The organism is Nitrospiraceae bacterium, from assembly GCA_021373015.1.
GTDB lineage: Bacteria > Nitrospirota > Thermodesulfovibrionia > Thermodesulfovibrionales > UBA1546 > JAJFTJ01.
In genome coordinates, this window is record JAJFTJ010000005.1 from 280,129 (window position 1) to 297,410 (window position 17,282).

A 17,282-nucleotide genomic window follows, 5' to 3' on the forward strand; every position below is an offset into this window, starting at 1 on the left:
CAGGAGAATATTTTTTATGAAAATAGATTCAATTTTTAGAAAAATAGCGCTTTTATTAATGCTTGCAATAACTTTAATTATCCAACAAAGCTCTTTTGCAGCTGATAATGCTAAAGAAGCTGAGAAACTCTGGGAACTTGGAGAAAAGGCATACAATTCAAAAAAATATAATGAAGCTCTTTCTTATTATCAAAAATCTTTATCATTATGCGCGGCTGATCTTGAATGCAGATCCTCTAACTTTAATGGTCTCGGCAGGAGTTATGAGGCGCTTGGCGATGATAAAAAAGCGCTTTCGTATTATGAAGAGGCTTTGAAAATTGAAAGACAGAGAAACAATAAAGACGGTATTGCAACCAATCTGTTCAATGTTGGAGCAATATACAGAGAGACATTCAACCAATACGAAAAGTCTTTGATTTTTTTAAAAGAATCAGAAAGGATTTTCAGGGAACTCGGCGATAAAACAAGCCTGGCAATTGTTCTTTTTCATTCAGGCAAAGCGTTAAATTCTCTCGGAAAATACCAAGACGCGATGTCGTATTTCAATGAGTCAATTAAGCTGAATAGGGAATTGAAAGACACACAGGCGGTGGCGGCAAATCTCAATCTGATAGGCAATGTTTATGCAAAACTCGGTCAGTATGATAAACCCATCTCTTATTACGAAGAGGCGCTTGCCATCAATAAAAAAATAAATAACCAGCTGGAAATATCTATAACTCTGACAAACATAGGCGATGCATATGCTGACCTCATGAAATATGATAAATCTATTCCATATTATATGGAGGCACTCGAGATACAAAAAAAGAACAACTTCAATCTCGAAATGTCAGTTACATTTAATAATATGGGCGCGCTTTACGACAACCTAGACCAGCATCAAAAAGCTGTTTCCTATTATGAGAATGCTTTAAAGATAGGCAGAGATCTACGGAATGAACCGACTATTGCCACAGCGCTGAATAATATCGGCAATAAATATTCTGACATAGGAATGTTTGACAAAGCGCTTGCATATCTTAATGATGCTCTTGTTCTTGAAAAAAAATTAAACAGGCCTATGTCTCTAACATATGTTTTAAATAATATTGGCATGCTCTATTTTAAGCTTGGCAGGTACGATGAATCAATTAATTATCTAAATGATGCCTTGAAAATTGACAGACAATTAAACAATCCTCATTCCATCGCTCTCAGGCTAAATAATATCGGCGCAGTTTATCTCAAACAAAAAAAATATAAAAATGCAGAAAATGTATTTTTAGAAAGAATGATGCTGAAGGAAAGGATCAAGCCAAATGTGTTGCTTCATCCCGGCCTGATACAGGTTTATCTTGAGACAAACAGATTTAATGAAGCACAGATACTGATTCAGGAAAACCCGCCAACATGGAGAAATAGCATGAACCGTCATTTTGATTATCATGTCCAGATGGGCATGGTGTTAAAAGGCAAGGGAGTGCTTAATGATTCATCTCAAGAGTTCCTAAAGGCTGCAAAGATAATAGAAGAGATGCGCCAAACAATTAATGAAAAAACAGGTTTTTTTGGTGGGAGCCGATATATTGGCCGCCTCACGCCTCATAGGGAACTTGTTAATATGCTTTCAGAGCTGACAGAGAAAAAGACAAGGATGCCTGATGTATTTAATGCATACGGAAAAGACCCTGCTTCTGTTGCTTTTTATTTTGCAGAGCTTACAAAGGCACGAACTCTCCTAGAAACAATAGCTAATTCTTCAAAAGGATATGATGAATCTGAAATCCCGGAAAGCATTAGAAAAAAAGAAAAGGGACTGTTTGAAGAACTCAGCTTGATAGAAAAAAACTGGGAGAAGGCATTGTCACAAGGAGAACAGGAAGTAAAAAAACTATCTCAGAAAAAAGAAGATGTCTTAAGGAAATTAGAATCTCATATATCCCTTTTGCGAAGAGATTATCCTAGATATGCTGCCCTGAAGTATCCGCGGCCTTTATCCCCTGTAGAACTGCAGTTAAGAGAAAAGGAAGTTCTGGTGGAGTTCAGTATAGGAGATAACACAACCACTGTATTTGTGGTGAAAAGCAAAGGAGTCCAGAATGTCCACAAGATAAAAATTACAAAAGAAGAACTTGAAAGAAGGGTGAAACAATTTTTGGAACCTTTTGTTTCAAACAGACCTTTGGATTTTTCATCAAAATCAGCAAAGGAATTATATGATTTATTGCTCTCTGATGCATTAAAAAATATTAAAGACACTGAAAGGCTAATAATAGTTCCGGATGGTATTCTCGGACTCTTGCCGTTTGAAGCATTACTTGTTAAAGAAGGAAGCAATCTAAAAGAACATCTTTATGTAAGCGACAAGTGGACGACAACTTATTCCCAGTCTGCAACAGCCCTTGCACTTACACGAATGTTAAAACCATCCCAGGCAAATAAAATTTTCTTCGGCATAGCAAACCCGGTCTATGAAAAAAATGATCCGCGCTATGTTGCTTACAAACAAGGCAAGCCGCAAAAATCTTTACTTGCCCAGAATTTGAATCAATACGCATTTAGAGGCATCACAATTCTTCCAAAAACCGGGTCAGAAGGCAAGTGGGAAGAAATCATGTATCCGCCACTTCCTGAAACAGAAACAGAAGTAAAAACAATTGCAAGGCTTTTTAATGTTCAGCCTATACCGCCTGATGTACTTCTGAATATTTCAGCGAATGAAACAAATCTAAGAAAAGTAGCGTTAAAAGATTACCGCTATCTTCATTTTGCCACACACGCTGACCTCCCAGGGAAAGTGCAGGGCATTACAGAGCCTTTTATAATTCTTGGCCAGGTAGAAAATAAAGACAATGACGACGGGTTCCTGACTTTAACCGAGGTTTTGGAACTAGGTTTTGATGCAAACATGATAGTGCTTTCTGCATGCTCCACAGGCAAAGGGAAAATTATTGAAGGGGAAGGAGTTTCAAATTTTGCAAGGGCATTTCAACACGCAGGAGCAAGAAGTGTTATTGTGAGCCTCTGGGAAGTAGCATCAAAAGAAACGGTCGAATACATGGAGAGCTTCTACAAGCATATAAAATCCGGTAAGAGCAGCACAGAAGCATTGAGACTCACGAGAAAAGAAATAAAACAAAAATATCCCAATCCGTTTTACTGGGCAGTTTTCATCCTGCACGGAGAATAATAGTTTTAGGAGGAGAATATATGCATAGATTGCTTGTTTTATTGTTTTTAGCGTTGTTCAATATATCAAGCCTTTATGCCGCTCAATCCACAATAACTGAGTCTGAAGGCTATGCATGTATGGGCGAGGACAAGTCAAGAAAACAGACAGAACAGACTGCTCTTACAGATGCAAAGAAAAAGGCAGTCGAAAAAACAACAACTTATATAAAAAGCGAGACACATGTTAAAAACTTTGAACTCGAAAAAGACATTGTGGCTGCCTATGCAAATGCAAATGTAAAAATAATCCAGGAACTTGAGAAAAAGTGGTATAAAGACGACGCTATGGGTGACTGCCTGAACATAAAGATCAAGGCAGAGATAATACCCGATGAAAAAGCATTGGAAAAAATTTCAAAAGACAGTTTGATAACTGATGATCCTTCTGTTCCGCTATATATTAAAATGTGGTCTGAGAAAAAAGAATACAAACAGGGCGAAAAAATGAAGGTTTATATAAAAAGCAACAAACCTTTTTACGCAAGAGTTGTTTATAAGGATGCAGCCGGCAAACTTGTCCAGCTTTTGCCTAACCCTCATAGGGAAAATAATTATTTTAACGGCGGGGTTGTTTATGAAATACCCTCTGGGGAAGACAAGTTTGAACTCGAGGTAGCGCCTCCATTTGGCAAGGAAAACATTATTGTTTATGCAAGCACATCACAATTAGGAGAGATTGATGTAGAGCCGCTAAGCGGAGTGTATGATATAAAAACCAGATCGGGGATAGTTGGGATCAAAACACGCGGAGTTGTTCTGAAGGAAAAACCAACAGGCAATAAACAGCAAATCCCTGCTGAATTTTCAGAAACAGCGGTATTTTTGAAAACAACGAAATAATTTTCTTAAATGCATAAATGAAAATAAAATATTCCGGATTATTTGATACCTTTACTGAACCGCTAGGGCTTCTTTTTTATGTGTTCAAAAATCTCCCTTATTTAAAGGTTGATGCTGTTCGATCAGTCTTTCTAAAACAAATTTATTTTGGCGGGATAGAAACATTCAGAAAAATGATGATAATCGGGATACTCATTGGCATTGTTATAATCACTCAGATAACAAGTCTCGTTGGATTGGGAAGCGCTGTGCTTACCGGTAAAATACTTGTCTGGGTCGTAGTCAGAGAACTGGGTCCTTTACTGGCTGCAATAATTATTATTGCCCGCAGCGTGACTGCAGTCTCATCGGAGCTTGGAGCGATGAATGTGCAGGGCGAAATAGAAAACATTGAAACTATGGGAATAGACCCTGTGCGTTATCTCATCTTGCCAAGAGTCGCAGCCTTGACGTTGTCGTCAGTAATGCTTACCTTCTATTTTGAGTTTGCAGCCATCTTGGGAAGCATAACTATAACTTCAGTTTTCTGGGGTGTGCCGTTTGAACAATTTGTGAAAGGCATACTGTCATCTCTCAGTATGAATGATCTGACTGTCTCACTTATTAAAAGCCTTTTTTTTGGTCTGCTGATTTCATTAGTCAGTTGCTATGAAGGATTTAAAGTAAAAAAAAGCATTACCCAGATACCACAGGCTACAACCAGGGCGACGATACAGAGCCTGTTTCTTGTATTTATTTTTGATGGTATAATAACTTTTATATTTTTCATATGATAAAAATTGAATGTGTAAGCCTGAAGGGGCTATTGGAATGTGCAGATTATTCAGTCTCAAGAGGCGACATCTGTGCTGTTGTCACAGAAACAGGTTTTGATAAGAGTCTTCTGCTCCAGCTCTTGACAGGATTTGTAAAACCTGATTCAGGCAAAATATATATTTTAGGAAAAGATTTATCAATAATTTCAGACAATGAGCTCAATGAGGTAAGGCAAATGATGGGAGTAGTTTTTGAAAATGGCGGGCTAATAAGTAATCTGAAAGTAGGTGAGAACATCATGTTGCCTGTTTCCTATCATTCACCTGAATCTCATCTGTATTCAGAACAAAAAATGATGAAACTCCTGGAGCAAGCAGGATATGATGAAGAAATCACAATACTTCCCGGACCGCTTCCATTGTACAAGAAACGTCTTGCAGGACTTGTAAGGGCAATGCTTACGGAGCCTGAACTTATAATATATGACTCTATATTTGATGGGTTGAGTCAGAATGTCAGAGAAAAGGTGCATAATCTTGTGTCTTCATTTCATTTCGAGAAAGAGGGGAGGGCATCCTTATTTCTTGCTTCAGACAAAACATCTCTCAGAGACATAAGCCCATCAAAAATTCATATCCTGAAAAACGGGAGATTTGATGAAAGAGACTGATCCTCGGTTTATTAATCTTGGCAGAAAAGCAGTGTTGTTCTTTGCAATCGCTGTCATAGGGATTATTGCCACGCTTATTTTTATCGGCATGGAAAGTGGCATATTCACAAAAACATTCAGGATACATCTCACTGTGGAAAAAGGCACAGGATTTTTTGAAGGAATGCCTGTTAAGCTGTCTGGCTTTAAAATTGGCAAGATACAGGAACTCTCGCTTGATGAGAACGCAAAAGTTAAAGTTGTCTTGACAATTAATAAAAAATATCAAAAATGGATTCGACAAGACTCAAAAGCGCTTCTTGGGAAAGAAGGCTTAATAGGCGAGAGCATTATTGCCATTACCGTTGGCAGTATGGATAAACCAATTATACAGAATGATTCATCCATACAATTTGAGAAAGGGAAGGGCGTTGAGGAAATTCTTGAAGAAGTAAAGCCGCTAATAGGTGAAATAAAAAATATACTTGTTTATATAAACGACCCGCAAGGAGATCTGAAAAAAACAATCAGCAATCTAAAAACACTTTCATCAGGATTGTTAAATACCAGAGCGAATGTTGATAAGGCAATATCAAATATTACTCCTGCAATGGCAAAACTTGACAGAACAATGGACAATCTCGAAAAAACAACAGCCAAACTTAAAGACGCAGTTGATAAATCTTCTCCAAAAATACCTGCGGTCATGAGCAAGACAGAAGACGCACTTGACGGCACAGACGAGGTCGTGAGATCACTGAAACAGATATGGCCTATCAGGTTGTTCATCGAAGAACCCAAAAACAAACAGATATATGGTGATAGCTATGAATAGAAAACAATTGCTGTTTTTATTGCTAATTACATCTATATATTTTTCTCTTTATGCCTGTGGCGGACAGCAAATCCAAACTCTTCCTGTTGTTCATACAAAGGCAATCGAATATAACCAAAAGGGACTTAAGGCCGCTGAAAAGGGTGATTACGAAAAAGCGTTAAATTATAATCTGGAAGCTTTAAAATTGAATCGTTCCATCGAGAACACAGATGGAACAGCAGTTAATATGTTAAACATCGCGGTTCTTTATTCTAAAAAAGGAGATACAGCAGAAGCGCATAAATATATAAACGATATTTTTGCGCTTCAGGGAATCAATGACGCAACAATGTCAGAAGCACTTTTTGAAAATGCAAGGCTTTATCTTAAAGAAATAAAACTTGCTGAGGCAAGAGAATATGCAAAAAAATCGTTATCTCTTCACAAAGGAACAAGAGAAGGAAGCAGGTGGAATATCCTTTCAAGAATCGCCTTGATTGAAAGTAAATACGACGAAGCTTTTTTGTATGCTGGCACAGCGCTCAAGCTTAATATAAGCAATAATCAGGCAAAAGAAGAATCCAATTCTCTTCGTCTGCTTGCAGATTTGAATATGATCAAGAAAAATTACAGCGAATCCAGAAAACTTTACGAAAATGCACTGGAAATAGATAAAAAAATAGGCGACAGCAAAAAGATAGCTCTTACGCTAAGAAGCCTTGGAGAGTTATGTTTCAGACAGGGAGAATTAAAAGATTCAAAAAGTTATTTCATCCGTGCATATGAAGTAAGTAGAAATGCTGGTGACATGGAAGGCACGATAATAGCGATCGATGCATTAACCTCTGTCTATGAGAAATCAGGGGATAAGGTAAATGCAGAAAAACTGCTTAAAGAAAAAACTATCCTGCAGCAAAAAATAAAATAAGGTCTTCTCTCAAGGGCAAAATGAAGATAGACATAATCACTATATTTCCAGAAATATTTCATTCATATTTTAATACAGGTGTTATAAAAAAAGGCATTGAGAAAAAAATTATATCTATTAAAGTGCATAATTTGCGTGACTTTACTGATGACAAACACAAAACAGTTGATGACTATCCTTATGGCGGCGGAGCAGGAATGGTTATGAAACCAGAACCTTTTTTCAAAGCTGTTGAGGCAATAAAAGCTGACGGCATACCAAGGCGTACTATAATGCTAAGCCCTCAGGGAACAGTACTTGACCAAAATATAGCCCTCTCAATGTCTAAAGACAGTGCATCTCTTATTTTTATATGCGGAAGATATGAAGCCATTGATGAGAGGGTTAGAAAAATGCTTGTTGATGATGAAATATCGATAGGGGATTATATTTTAACTGGCGGAGAATTGCCTGCTTTAGTTATAATAGACAGCTTTGCGAGGCTTATTCCAGGAGTGTTGGGAGATGAACGCTCAACAGAAGAAGAGTCATTTAGTTGGGGAATACTAGATTATCCTCATTATACAAGACCACCTGAATTCCGTGGTCATGATGTCCCTGATGTACTTCTTTCAGGAAACCACAGGGATATATCGCTTTGGAGAAGAAAAGAGGCATTGAGGCAGACCTTATTTAAAAGACCTGACCTCATTAAAAAGATATCACTAAAAGAAGAAGATCATAAATTGTTGTCAGAGATAAGGGAGGAATAAAAATGAATCTTGTTGATACTGTTGAACAAAGCTATATGAAGGAAATGCCAAAATTTCGCGTTGGTGATACAGTAAAGATCATGGTAAAAGTTATTGAGGGCGATAAAGAAAGGCTCCAGCCTTTTGAAGGTGTTGTTATCTCAAGACGCGGAAGCGGCACAAAAGAAACATTTATTGTAAGAAAAATCTCATTCGGTGTTGGAGTCGAGAGGATATTCCCGCTTTATTCGCCAATCATAGACAATATAGAGGTGATTAGGCAGGGTTCTGTGCGCAGGGCAAAGCTTTATTATCTTCGAGGCAAAAAAGGCAAGGGAACAAAAATAAAAGAAAAAGAAAGAGAAATTTCAAAAGAAGAGTAGGGATGAATCTCTACGAATATGATGAATCCTACAGAAAAAAGGGGTTCGCAATAATTGCAGGGATAGATGAAGCAGGAAGAGGACCACTCGCAGGGCCGGTTGTAGCATCTGCAGTGGTTCTTTCAGTTAAAACCAGAATAAACGGGTTAAGAGATTCAAAGAAAGTTCCTGAAAAAGAAAGACAAACATTGTTTTATGAGGTTTTGAGTTCCTGCCTTGATGTTGGAGTTGGAATAGTTGAGGCTGACAAAATAGATAGAATGAATATTCTTAAAGCAACAAAACTAGCCATGGAAAATGCAGTTGAGGATCTCTTAGACAGACCTGATTTTCTTTTAATTGATGCAGTAAAATTGCCAAAGGTGAACATTCAGCAGCTATCTCCAATAAAAGGAGAATCCCTGAGTGCATCAATCGCAGCTGCCTCGATCATTGCTAAGTTTGTAAGGGACAGATTAATGCAGCAGTATCACCAGCTATATCCACAATACGGCTTTGAAAAACACAAAGGATATGGGACAAAAGAACATCTAGACAGCTTACAGCATTATGGGCCATGTCCAATACACAGAAAAAGTTTTGACAAAGTAATGTCATTAATATTGCCGTTTAATCAAATTTAAAAAAGGGATTTATGGTATCACAAGAAAGAATAGACGAAGCGCTTGAGCTTCTCTGGCTGCTTGAAGAGGAGAAAAAGCCTGACTTCAACAGATTTAAGCTGAGTTCAGACGATGAAAATTTTGAGGAATTATTGGCTGAATTAAAAAAACAGAAACTACTTATTGTGATAGATGATCATGGACTTAAGCTGACTGAAGAAGGCCGCAAGCTTGCAAAAGACCTTATAAGAAGACACAGGCTGGCTGAACAGCTTTTCACGGAAGTATTTGAATTGCCTGAAAAATCTATTGAGGCAGATGCCTGTAAAATGGAGCATATATTAAGTGAAAATCTGACAGAAAGAGTATGCACTTTTTTAGGGCATCCGCCTAAATGTCCTCATGGAAAGCCAATTCCAAGAGGTGAATGCTGCAAAAAATACAAGATTGAGATTGAACCTCTTGTTGTAAGGCTGACTGATTTTGAAGTCGGGGTAAAAGGAAGGATTGTGTTTATCGTCTCAGCTGAGACATCAAGGTTAAACAAACTGAGCTCTATGGGGATATCAGCAGGAAGCATTATTAAGCTTTTACAGAAAAAACCATCCTATGTTATACAGATTGATGAGGCGACAATAGCTGTTGATCCTGAAATTGCAAAAGAGATTTTTGTCAAAAAAACTACTTAGAACATTCAGAAACTTGCCTAGAGTAATGTCTACATGTTAAATTTCATTTATGTCTGATAAAAAAGTCTATATCCACACATTTGGCTGTCAAATGAATGTTCATGATTCTGAGAAGATGGCAGGCCTTCTTCTGGAAGAAGGGTATAAACTTACAGAAGCGCCTAGAGATGCAGATATTGTGATATTTAACACTTGCAGTATAAGGGAAAAAGCTGAGCAGAAATTCAGAAGCGAACTTGGCAGGATGAAGAATCTAAAAAAAAGGAATCCAGGGCTTAAAATTGCTGTAGCTGGATGTATGGCGCAACAGCATGGCAAGACATTATCAAAAAATAATTCACATGTAGATTATGTATTTGGTCCGCAAAACATTCAAAAATTAAAAGAAATAATAAAAACAAATGGACCGGTAATTTCGATTGAAGATAATCCTGAAATCGAATACACAGACCTTCCTGTATCAAGAAACGACAAGTACAGATCATGGGTTTCTATAATGTATGGCTGCAACAATTTTTGCAGTTACTGTATTGTTCCGTACACAAGGGGCAGGGAGAAAAGCAGGCCAAGCAAAAACATCTTAACAGAGATATCTTCTTTAGCTGAAAATGGTGTAAAGGAGATTACACTTTTAGGACAGAATGTTAATTCATACAAAAGCGATCTTGATTTTCCAGAACTTCTTAAAAAGATAGATTTGATTTCGGGAATAGAAAGAATAAGATTTGTAACATCACATCCCAGAGATCTTTCAGACAACCTTATATTGTGCATTAAAGAGCTGCCAAAAGTTTGTGAACACTTACATCTGCCCCTGCAATCCGGGTCAAGCAGGATATTAAAGTTAATGAACAGGGGTTATTCTTTTGAAGAATATATGGCTAAAATCAATAAACTCAAGACAACTATCCCTGAAATATCTATTACAACAGATATAATTGCCGGGTTTCCTTCAGAAACAGATGAAGATCATGCTGCAACGATGAATGCCCTTAAGAACATTGAATACGATGGTATTTTTGCTTTCAACTTCTCAACAAGACATGGCACAAAAGCATCAGAAATGGATAAGCATGTTCCAGATAATATAAAATCCGAAAGGCTGTATCAGATACTTGAGCTTCAGGACAAGATAACTTTGAAAAAAAATAAATCTCTTGTAGGAACAATTCAGGAAGCGCTTGTTGAAGAAACATATAATGTTGTGAGTGAAAATATGATTGCACGAACAAGATCAAATAAGATAGTTAATTTCCAAGGTGATAGATCTTTAGCAGGTAAAATTATTAATGTCGAAATAACAAAAGCATTGAAACACTCGCTTAAAGCAATACTTAAGGTGTAAATGAAAATTTCAGTATTGACCCTCGGATGTAAGGTAAATCAGACTGAAAGCAGTATGATCGAAAGTGCTCTAAAAAAAACCGGACATGAAATAGTAAATATTTCCAACAGCCCTGATATTTGCGTCATCAATACATGCACAGTCACTTTAAAAAGCGATTATCATTCAAGACAGTTAATTAGAAAGGCTAACAGGGCAGGGGCAAGAGTATATGTAACAGGCTGTTACTCTGAACTAAATGAGGCGTTAGTCAAAGAAATGAAAGGCGTAGAGGCAGTGATTCAAAACAGAAAAAAGCTTGATATTATAAGCATATTGTCTCCTAATATGTTATATAATGCTTTAGATTATGAAACATGTTCCAGAAGCAGATTCTTTGTTAAGGTTCAAGACGGATGCAATAATTCATGCAGTTATTGCTCCATTCCAATGGCTAGGGGCTCTTCTAGAAGCATTGAACCAGAAACCATATTAAAACAGATCAATAATGCTGTAGCATCTGGTTACAAAGAAATTGTACTTACTGGTATTCATCTTGGCATGTATGGAAAAGACTTCAATGAACACATGAGATTGTCAGACCTGCTGACAAAAATACTAAATGGCTCTAAAATTAACAGAATTCGCTTGAGTTCATTAGAAATCAATGAACTGGATGAGCCACTGATTGAATTAATGCAAGATTCGAGGATATGTAATCATCTGCATATACCATTACAAAGCGGCAGCAAAAAAACATTGCGCCTCATGAACAGACAATATACACCAGAGCACTTTAGAGAAAAAATAGAGATTATTTACAAAAAATTCACGGGCATTTCTATTGGGACAGATGTTATAGTCGGGTTTCCGGGAGAATTGGAATCAGAATTTCATGAAACCCATGATATGCTTGAGCAATTGCCATTTTCTTATATCCACATCTTCCCTTTTTCAGAACGTCCAAACACAAAGGCATCAATCATGCCAGATAAAATTATATCTACTGTTAAAAAAACCCGTGTACAAAAATTAAATGAACTCAACAAGCAAAAAAAATCAAAGTATATGACTTCCCAAATTGGAAAAACACTGCAAACTCTCATTGAAAATAAAACTTACAATGATAAGTGCATTGGCACAACAAGTAATTACTTGAAAATTCATATACCGATAAATACAAATCTCTGCGGAACCTTGCTATTAGTCAGGGTAGAAGGAGTAAAAAACAATACGCTTTTTGGAAGCCCAATAATCATCTGAAACTATTTGATATTAAAAGATTTTTTAACTGCCTAAAACTCAATCAAAACCGTACAACCCCAGCAATGACTTAGCATAGAAGTGGTTTTTACCGTGTTTAATAACAGCTTATCAACAGTTTGTGTTTAAACCCTATGTCTGATAAGATATATTATGTTAAATGTGATTAATCTTTTAAAAAGGGGGTTCTTCCGTGGCTTTGAGATTGGAAAACACAGGAAAGCATTATGTTTTATATGATTCTGATAAATTGGTTGCAAAGTTTACACGTCTTGATTTTCGGGATGTTCTTGAGGGTTTGGATTTATCACCGCAGTTTATAGGTCATGTTCTAAAAATGCTTAATCGTCTTTATCCTTTGCCTTCTTTGCCTGTTAATGAGCCTCAGCAGGTATCTGATGTACATTCATTGGGTTATGTTATGGAATATCTGACAGTTAAAGGTTACCGAGTTTATAGCCCTTCTCCATTTTCGGATGCTGAACTTGTTTCTTTTGTTAAGTCTCGTGGTTATTTTGTTGAGCCTGTTGCGAACTTTTTTTATTTAAAAAGTTGTCTTAACAATTTATCAGAGGTTGAGAATGAGAATAAATCAGAAATATAAATTTTCATTATCTGAAAGTCAACAAAATGTTGAAAAGATACTTACTTCTGGTGGTTTTCAGTTTTCTTCTTTTCGTGGTAATCACCTATTCGGTAGGTCAGGTGATTTGACATGTCTTTTGTGTCCTTCTGGCACTGTTACTTTTAGGCTTAATCATTCTTCTTCGAGGAATGTTGAAAGTAAAAAAAAAAAAAGATTTAAAGGGGGTTTATGAAAGTTGAGATTAAGGGAAAAGTTATTTCTACTGGTAGCACAAAGAAAGGTGGTAGTTTTGCAAATGTTTTGTGTTCTCGTCCTGACGGTACTGGTTCAGATGTTGTGTTTCTTCTGACGAAAAAACCAGTTCCAGTTAATACTGACATTGTTGCTTTTGCAAACGTTCGGGTTCAGTTCGCAGTGGAGGTATAATCTAAAGTGGGTAAGTATAGATCTTTATTCTCGTCCGTTGTTTTGTTTTTGCTATGCTTGCCCACTATTTCTTATTCTTTACCTTCTTCTGGTTTTTATGATTTTACTTGTCCTTTAAATGGTCAATCTGTTGGTTCTTTTCGTCTTGTTAATTTAACTTCTAATAGATATGAAATGTATTTTACAACTTCAAGTGTCTCAAAAACGGTTATTGTTTTTCCTTCTACAAATTTTATTGTTAATCTTCGTGGCGATTCAATAAATCATATTTTGAAAGTTTCATATGGTACAGATGTTGCTTGGAATTCTTATGCATTAACGGCTTTGTCTTGTGTTTCTGAGTCTTCATCACCAAATATTTTGCTGTATTGCGTTGGTGCTTCGTGTGCCATGTTGTTTTGTCTTTTTCTTTATAAAATATTTTCTTAGGGGGTTTATGGATATTCTACTTTTAGGTTTTTGGGGTTTTGTAAAAATCGGCGCTATTTTGCTTGGCGCTTTTGTTGTAATTCGGATTGCAAAAACACTTTTAACATAAGTTTTAGCGCTAAAACACGGATACTTTGTGTTCGTGAAAAATTTTAGAAAGGGGGTTTGTATGGACTGGACAGAGATAGCTGCTGGTATATCGAGCCAGATAACAACAGGTTTGCCTGCTTTTACTATCCTTATCGGGCTAGTAGTGGGTATTCCTCTTGCGTGGAGACTTATACGCAAGATAACAAAGTAGTTTAAATTCTTCCCTCTGTTCGTGTTTTTTCTTTACGTTCAGAGGGAAGTAAAAATCTAAAGGGGGTTATTGTGAAATTTTTTTCTTTTTTCTTATTGTTGTTTTTGTTTGTTCCTGTTCTTGCGAGTGCTGAATGTTCTGCAGAGTTCAATCCTTCTGGGTTTGACGATTTGATGTCTCAATTTCGTTCATCTTTTCCTATTAATCTTGTGGCAGTTGCATATAATTTTTTGGATGAAATGTCTGCTGTTGAGCCCATATCTCTTTCTGAGGTTGAGCTAACAATGACAGGATTAACAATTCGTCCCTTTTCTTTTTTGTCTCTTGGTGTCTTTGATGTTTTTTTTACTTTTCTTCGTATTGCTCTTATAGCTTTACTTATCTTTCAAATTGTTAGACATCTTCTGGAGTATGTAATATGAAAAAAATAATTGTTCTTTGTCTTTGTTTGTTTCTTCTTCCTGGTTGCTTTAGCGTCTCGGATGCTTTTCAGTGGATTTCTGATTTTTTCTCTGCATATTTAAGTGATTTTGTTTGTTTGATTATTACTGCTTTTTTTGATTTTTTAAATCAGTTGGCAGGTCAATTGAATTCTTTCCTGTCTGGTTTGCTTAATTTGCTTCCACAATATCAGCCTCCTTCGTTTCATATTTCTGATTTTATGTTTATTCAATATGCAGCTTATTTCTTGCCAATTTCAGAAGGTGCTACTCTCATAAAATATTTCATTGCTTTTTATTCTTCTTTTTGGGTTGGAAGGGTGATACTTCGTTGGTTAAAGATCTTAAAATAAAGATAATTATTTTTATTTTAATATCTTTTTTGTCTTCTGTTTCTTTTGCAGAAGATTGCACTCCATATTTTAATTTTTCGCCTACTTCGTTTCCTACTGATTACACTTTGTTTTGGAAGGGTTCATCTTTTTCTTACGACTCTACCTTTCAGGGTTCTTCGTCTTTTCCTTTTCGTATTGATGATTTTAATTATTATGGATTGGTCTACAGAGTGCCTGTCGTTGTTGCTTTGAATTTTACTACTTATATGCAAACTCCAACAAATGGGAAGTTTATTTTTCGTCTTTTTCCTTATGCAGGTGATACTGGTACTTATCCTATGTCTGATATAGATGCTTTTTTGTCTGCTTCTTTTCCTCAATGTGACGGTTATCAAAAGATGGCTACTCAATCTTTTAAGATGGTTACAGACTCTGTTTTGTTTTATTCTTCCGATTGTGCTGTTGGGTATAAAAATCAAAATGGCTCTTGCAGTAAGATGTTTAATGTTTTTGCAGGTGTATTGACAGGTTATAAACCTGATCCAATACCCTGTGTGCCTTTCTCTTGTTCTTCTGGCTCATATTTCAGTCCGTCTGATTGCAGTTGTCTTCCTTGTGTTAATACTCTTGGCTCTTGTGAGGTGTATGGCTCGGAGTGTAACCCTGAGACAAAGCCTGTTGAATATAGGTTTAATTATTTTACTACTTGTGAGGGTGTGGAGGCAGGCAAGGTTTTGCTAACTTTCGAGCATAAATTTTTTTATGATGGTCAAGAAGTAGAAGAAGAATGTTTTAGTAATCCTCATTCAGTTATTAAAGTAGAAAAATATGATATTGAAACTGATGAGACTACTTTTGTGGAGTTGCAGGACATAACCCACGTTGAAAGTTTGGTTGTTGATATAGGTCTGCGTTATTCTTTTAATTATTCCTATTTTTTGCCACCTTCTATTATTTCCGAGAATGATATTAGTCCTTTTTATTTTAGTTGTTCTTCTGGTTGCAATCCTTTTTTTGACTCATCCTCTTTTGATGATGTTATTAATAATCTTAATTCTGCTTTTCCTTTTTCTGTTCTTTTTTGGATTTCTGATTTTTTCGATTTTTCCCCAGATGATTTTGTACCCTTTGTATTATCTGTACCTTTTTTTGGAGCTATAGAGTTGACTTTTCCTGATTTGTCTTGGTTTAGGATGTTTTTGTTACTTTATCTTGTTTTTTGTCTTGTGCGTTTTCTTCTTCGTGTTCTTGGCATTGGCGGAATAATAGGCGGTGGTGGTGGTGGTGGTCCGGTATGTACATGATAAAAAAATTAAAGGGGTTATGAAATGATAAAAAAGCTAGATGCAAGATGTTTGAGTTGTTTTGAAAGAAAACGTAAATTTAAGTGTGAAGGTTTTGAGTCTGGTAAGTATCTTTTTCTTGCTTGCTGGGTTGAAAAGCCAAAAATACAAAAAAAAAAGTTTAAAACGGCTTAGCCAGATCGTTTAGGTTGCTTCAAACTGCACTGGCATGATGTTTGGTATCTGGTCTTTTTGAGTTTTTAAAAATAAAAACAAAAGGGGGTTAAACATGGTTGTTCATGTTGTTGGTCGTCTCGGTTCTGGGAAAACTCTTTGGGCTGTTACAAAAATTATTGATACTCTCATTTACACTGACAAGGTGGTTTATACAAATATTCGCCTTGTTGATTTTTGGGATTATGTCCTCGCTCAGTATGTTTCAAAGGGGTTGTTTTCTTTTGTAAAATTTTTTCTTTCGCCTATGCCTACGCTTCGTTTGTTTCGTTTGTTCCTTGCTAAATCTTATAGCTCTAGATATATTTATTCTTCTACTCTTGATACAGCAGTTGAGTTGTGTTTCTCTTTGGGCTCAGCTCAAGAATCCTCTCGTCTTTTTATTTGGGATGAAATTCATCTTGATTTGAACGCGAGGCAATGGAAGGATACAAGCATGCGTCTTGTTCAGTTTTTTTCAATGTCAAGAAAACTTGGCTTTGATATAATTATTGTCTCTCAGCTTCGGGGTGCTGTTGATAGGCAAATGAGAGAATTGGCTGATATATCCTATGAGCTTAAGAACCTTCGTCATTTTGCTCCTTTTGGTCTTCGTCTTTTTCCTAATCTTGGTTTACTTGTTAAACGATGGGCTAACAAGGGCATGGAAACAGAAGGCAAAACTGTTTTTGTCGGTGCAGGAATTGTAAGGTTTGGCGGTGTGTATGTAAAATTTTATGATACTAAGCAGCTTTTGACTGATAAAAATCTTCCCTCTCCTCATCTTTGGTTTACTTCTTTAAAGGATCCTTGTCTTTCTTGTTCTTTTTTTACTTTCTATTCTCAATACAAAAATTTTATTGATATGTATTATCCGCCTGATTTGAATTATATCAAACCTTTTTCTCGTCGTTTAATTAACAAGGAGGTCGGTGGTATAACTTTTAAAAGTTATTTGTCTCCTGATGAAAATAAATCTAATTAAGATAGTGTGGCAGTACCAGAGGCAGCAAGCGGTTTGCGCTAGCTCCGCGCTGCCTCTCCCTGCCCTATCCTCGACTGCGTTATTCT

19 protein-coding genes are annotated in these 17,282 nt (G+C 36.4%); all 19 read left to right on the forward strand.

Annotated elements, in window-relative coordinates; all coding sequences use genetic code 11:
- The first annotated feature begins 16 nt into the window (after window positions 1-16).
- The 19 genes from LLF28_02735 (at window position 17) to LLF28_02825 (ending at window position 17,196) form a co-directional block, all read left to right on the forward strand.
- A complete protein-coding gene (locus LLF28_02735; protein ID MCE5194362.1) occupies window positions 17-3,175 on the forward strand; it encodes a CHAT domain-containing protein in 3,159 nt (1,052 codons plus the stop codon).
- Window positions 3,176-3,195: 20 nt separating this feature from the next.
- Entirely contained in the window at window positions 3,196-4,056 is an 861-nt protein-coding gene (locus tag LLF28_02740) for a DUF4384 domain-containing protein (GenBank protein MCE5194363.1), read from the forward strand.
- 17 nt (window positions 4,057-4,073) lie between these two features.
- Complete coding sequence (locus LLF28_02745; GenBank protein MCE5194364.1) at window positions 4,074-4,829, forward strand: ABC transporter permease; 756 nt, start codon at window positions 4,074-4,076, stop codon at window positions 4,827-4,829.
- Between the two features lie 32 nt (window positions 4,830-4,861).
- Window positions 4,862-5,482 carry an ATP-binding cassette domain-containing protein gene (locus LLF28_02750; protein ID MCE5194365.1) on the forward strand — a complete coding sequence of 207 codons (621 nt, stop codon included), beginning with the start codon at window positions 4,862-4,864 and terminating at the stop codon, window positions 5,480-5,482.
- Entirely contained in the window at window positions 5,469-6,296 is an 828-nt protein-coding gene (locus tag LLF28_02755; GenBank protein ID MCE5194366.1) for an MlaD family protein, read from the forward strand. Before LLF28_02750 ends, LLF28_02755 begins: the two co-directional genes overlap by 14 nt.
- Complete coding sequence (locus LLF28_02760; GenBank protein MCE5194367.1) at window positions 6,289-7,206, forward strand: tetratricopeptide repeat protein; 918 nt, start codon at window positions 6,289-6,291, stop codon at window positions 7,204-7,206. Before LLF28_02755 ends, LLF28_02760 begins: the two co-directional genes overlap by 8 nt.
- Window positions 7,207-7,226: 20 nt before the next feature.
- A complete protein-coding gene (trmD, locus tag LLF28_02765) occupies window positions 7,227-7,958 on the forward strand; it encodes a tRNA (guanosine(37)-N1)-methyltransferase TrmD (protein MCE5194368.1) in 732 nt (243 codons plus the stop codon).
- Between the two features lie 2 nt (window positions 7,959-7,960).
- Window positions 7,961-8,320 (forward strand): 50S ribosomal protein L19, encoded by a 360-nt coding sequence (rplS, locus tag LLF28_02770; protein ID MCE5194369.1) that lies wholly within the window; start codon window positions 7,961-7,963, stop codon window positions 8,318-8,320.
- Between the two features lie 2 nt (window positions 8,321-8,322).
- Window positions 8,323-8,943: a ribonuclease HII gene (locus tag LLF28_02775; GenBank protein MCE5194370.1), complete on the forward strand. Its 621-nt coding sequence runs from the start codon at window positions 8,323-8,325 to the stop codon at window positions 8,941-8,943.
- An 11-nt stretch (window positions 8,944-8,954) separates the two neighbouring features.
- Window positions 8,955-9,611: a metal-dependent transcriptional regulator gene (locus tag LLF28_02780; protein ID MCE5194371.1), complete on the forward strand. Its 657-nt coding sequence runs from the start codon at window positions 8,955-8,957 to the stop codon at window positions 9,609-9,611.
- 49 nt (window positions 9,612-9,660) lie between these two features.
- Window positions 9,661-10,956, forward strand: coding sequence for a tRNA (N6-isopentenyl adenosine(37)-C2)-methylthiotransferase MiaB (gene miaB / locus LLF28_02785; GenBank protein MCE5194372.1), 1,296 nt, complete (start codon window positions 9,661-9,663; stop codon window positions 10,954-10,956).
- Window positions 10,957-12,198, forward strand: coding sequence for a tRNA (N(6)-L-threonylcarbamoyladenosine(37)-C(2))-methylthiotransferase MtaB (gene mtaB / locus LLF28_02790; protein MCE5194373.1), 1,242 nt, complete (start codon window positions 10,957-10,959; stop codon window positions 12,196-12,198). It abuts the gene before it with no gap.
- A 193-nt stretch (window positions 12,199-12,391) separates the two neighbouring features.
- A complete protein-coding gene (locus tag LLF28_02795; GenBank protein ID MCE5194374.1) occupies window positions 12,392-12,802 on the forward strand; it encodes a hypothetical protein in 411 nt (136 codons plus the stop codon).
- 210 nt (window positions 12,803-13,012) lie between these two features.
- Window positions 13,013-13,210 carry a hypothetical protein gene (locus LLF28_02800; protein MCE5194375.1) on the forward strand — a complete coding sequence of 66 codons (198 nt, stop codon included), beginning with the start codon at window positions 13,013-13,015 and terminating at the stop codon, window positions 13,208-13,210.
- 6 nt (window positions 13,211-13,216) lie between these two features.
- Complete coding sequence (locus LLF28_02805; GenBank protein ID MCE5194376.1) at window positions 13,217-13,639, forward strand: hypothetical protein; 423 nt, start codon at window positions 13,217-13,219, stop codon at window positions 13,637-13,639.
- Window positions 13,640-14,011: 372 nt separating this feature from the next.
- On the forward strand, window positions 14,012-14,362 hold the full coding sequence (locus LLF28_02810) for a hypothetical protein (protein MCE5194377.1): 351 nt from the start codon (window positions 14,012-14,014) through the stop codon (window positions 14,360-14,362).
- Complete coding sequence (locus tag LLF28_02815; GenBank protein MCE5194378.1) at window positions 14,359-14,733, forward strand: hypothetical protein; 375 nt, start codon at window positions 14,359-14,361, stop codon at window positions 14,731-14,733. Before LLF28_02810 ends, LLF28_02815 begins: the two co-directional genes overlap by 4 nt.
- Window positions 14,712-16,019, forward strand: a complete 1,308-nt coding sequence (locus LLF28_02820) for a hypothetical protein (GenBank protein ID MCE5194379.1) — start codon at window positions 14,712-14,714, stop codon at window positions 16,017-16,019. Before LLF28_02815 ends, LLF28_02820 begins: the two co-directional genes overlap by 22 nt.
- A gap of 268 nt (window positions 16,020-16,287) precedes the next feature.
- The gene (locus tag LLF28_02825; protein ID MCE5194380.1) at window positions 16,288-17,196 is read left to right on the forward strand and encodes a zonular occludens toxin domain-containing protein; all 909 of its coding nucleotides are present in this window, start codon (window positions 16,288-16,290) and stop codon (window positions 17,194-17,196) included.
- The last annotated feature ends 86 nt before the right edge of the window (window positions 17,197-17,282 follow it).

Excerpts from the sequence above, each read along its gene's own strand:
- LLF28_02735 (MCE5194362.1), top strand. The coding sequence starts at position 17 with ATGAAAATAGATTCAATTTTTAGAAAAATAGCGCTTTTATTAATGCTT.
- LLF28_02740 (MCE5194363.1), top strand. The coding sequence starts at position 3,196 with ATGCATAGATTGCTTGTTTTATTGTTTTTAGCGTTGTTCAATATATCA.
- LLF28_02745 (MCE5194364.1), top strand. The coding sequence starts at position 4,074 with ATGAAAATAAAATATTCCGGATTATTTGATACCTTTACTGAACCGCTA.
- LLF28_02755 (MCE5194366.1), top strand. The coding sequence starts at position 5,469 with ATGAAAGAGACTGATCCTCGGTTTATTAATCTTGGCAGAAAAGCAGTG.
- LLF28_02760 (MCE5194367.1), top strand. The coding sequence starts at position 6,289 with ATGAATAGAAAACAATTGCTGTTTTTATTGCTAATTACATCTATATAT.
- trmD (MCE5194368.1), top strand. The coding sequence starts at position 7,227 with ATGAAGATAGACATAATCACTATATTTCCAGAAATATTTCATTCATAT.
- rplS (MCE5194369.1), top strand. The coding sequence starts at position 7,961 with ATGAATCTTGTTGATACTGTTGAACAAAGCTATATGAAGGAAATGCCA.
- LLF28_02775 (MCE5194370.1), top strand. The coding sequence starts at position 8,323 with ATGAATCTCTACGAATATGATGAATCCTACAGAAAAAAGGGGTTCGCA.
- LLF28_02780 (MCE5194371.1), top strand. The coding sequence starts at position 8,955 with ATGGTATCACAAGAAAGAATAGACGAAGCGCTTGAGCTTCTCTGGCTG.
- miaB (MCE5194372.1), top strand. The coding sequence starts at position 9,661 with ATGTCTGATAAAAAAGTCTATATCCACACATTTGGCTGTCAAATGAAT.
- mtaB (MCE5194373.1), top strand. The coding sequence starts at position 10,957 with ATGAAAATTTCAGTATTGACCCTCGGATGTAAGGTAAATCAGACTGAA.
- LLF28_02800 (MCE5194375.1), top strand. The coding sequence starts at position 13,013 with ATGAAAGTTGAGATTAAGGGAAAAGTTATTTCTACTGGTAGCACAAAG.
- LLF28_02815 (MCE5194378.1), top strand. The coding sequence starts at position 14,359 with ATGAAAAAAATAATTGTTCTTTGTCTTTGTTTGTTTCTTCTTCCTGGT.
- LLF28_02825 (MCE5194380.1), top strand. The coding sequence starts at position 16,288 with ATGGTTGTTCATGTTGTTGGTCGTCTCGGTTCTGGGAAAACTCTTTGG.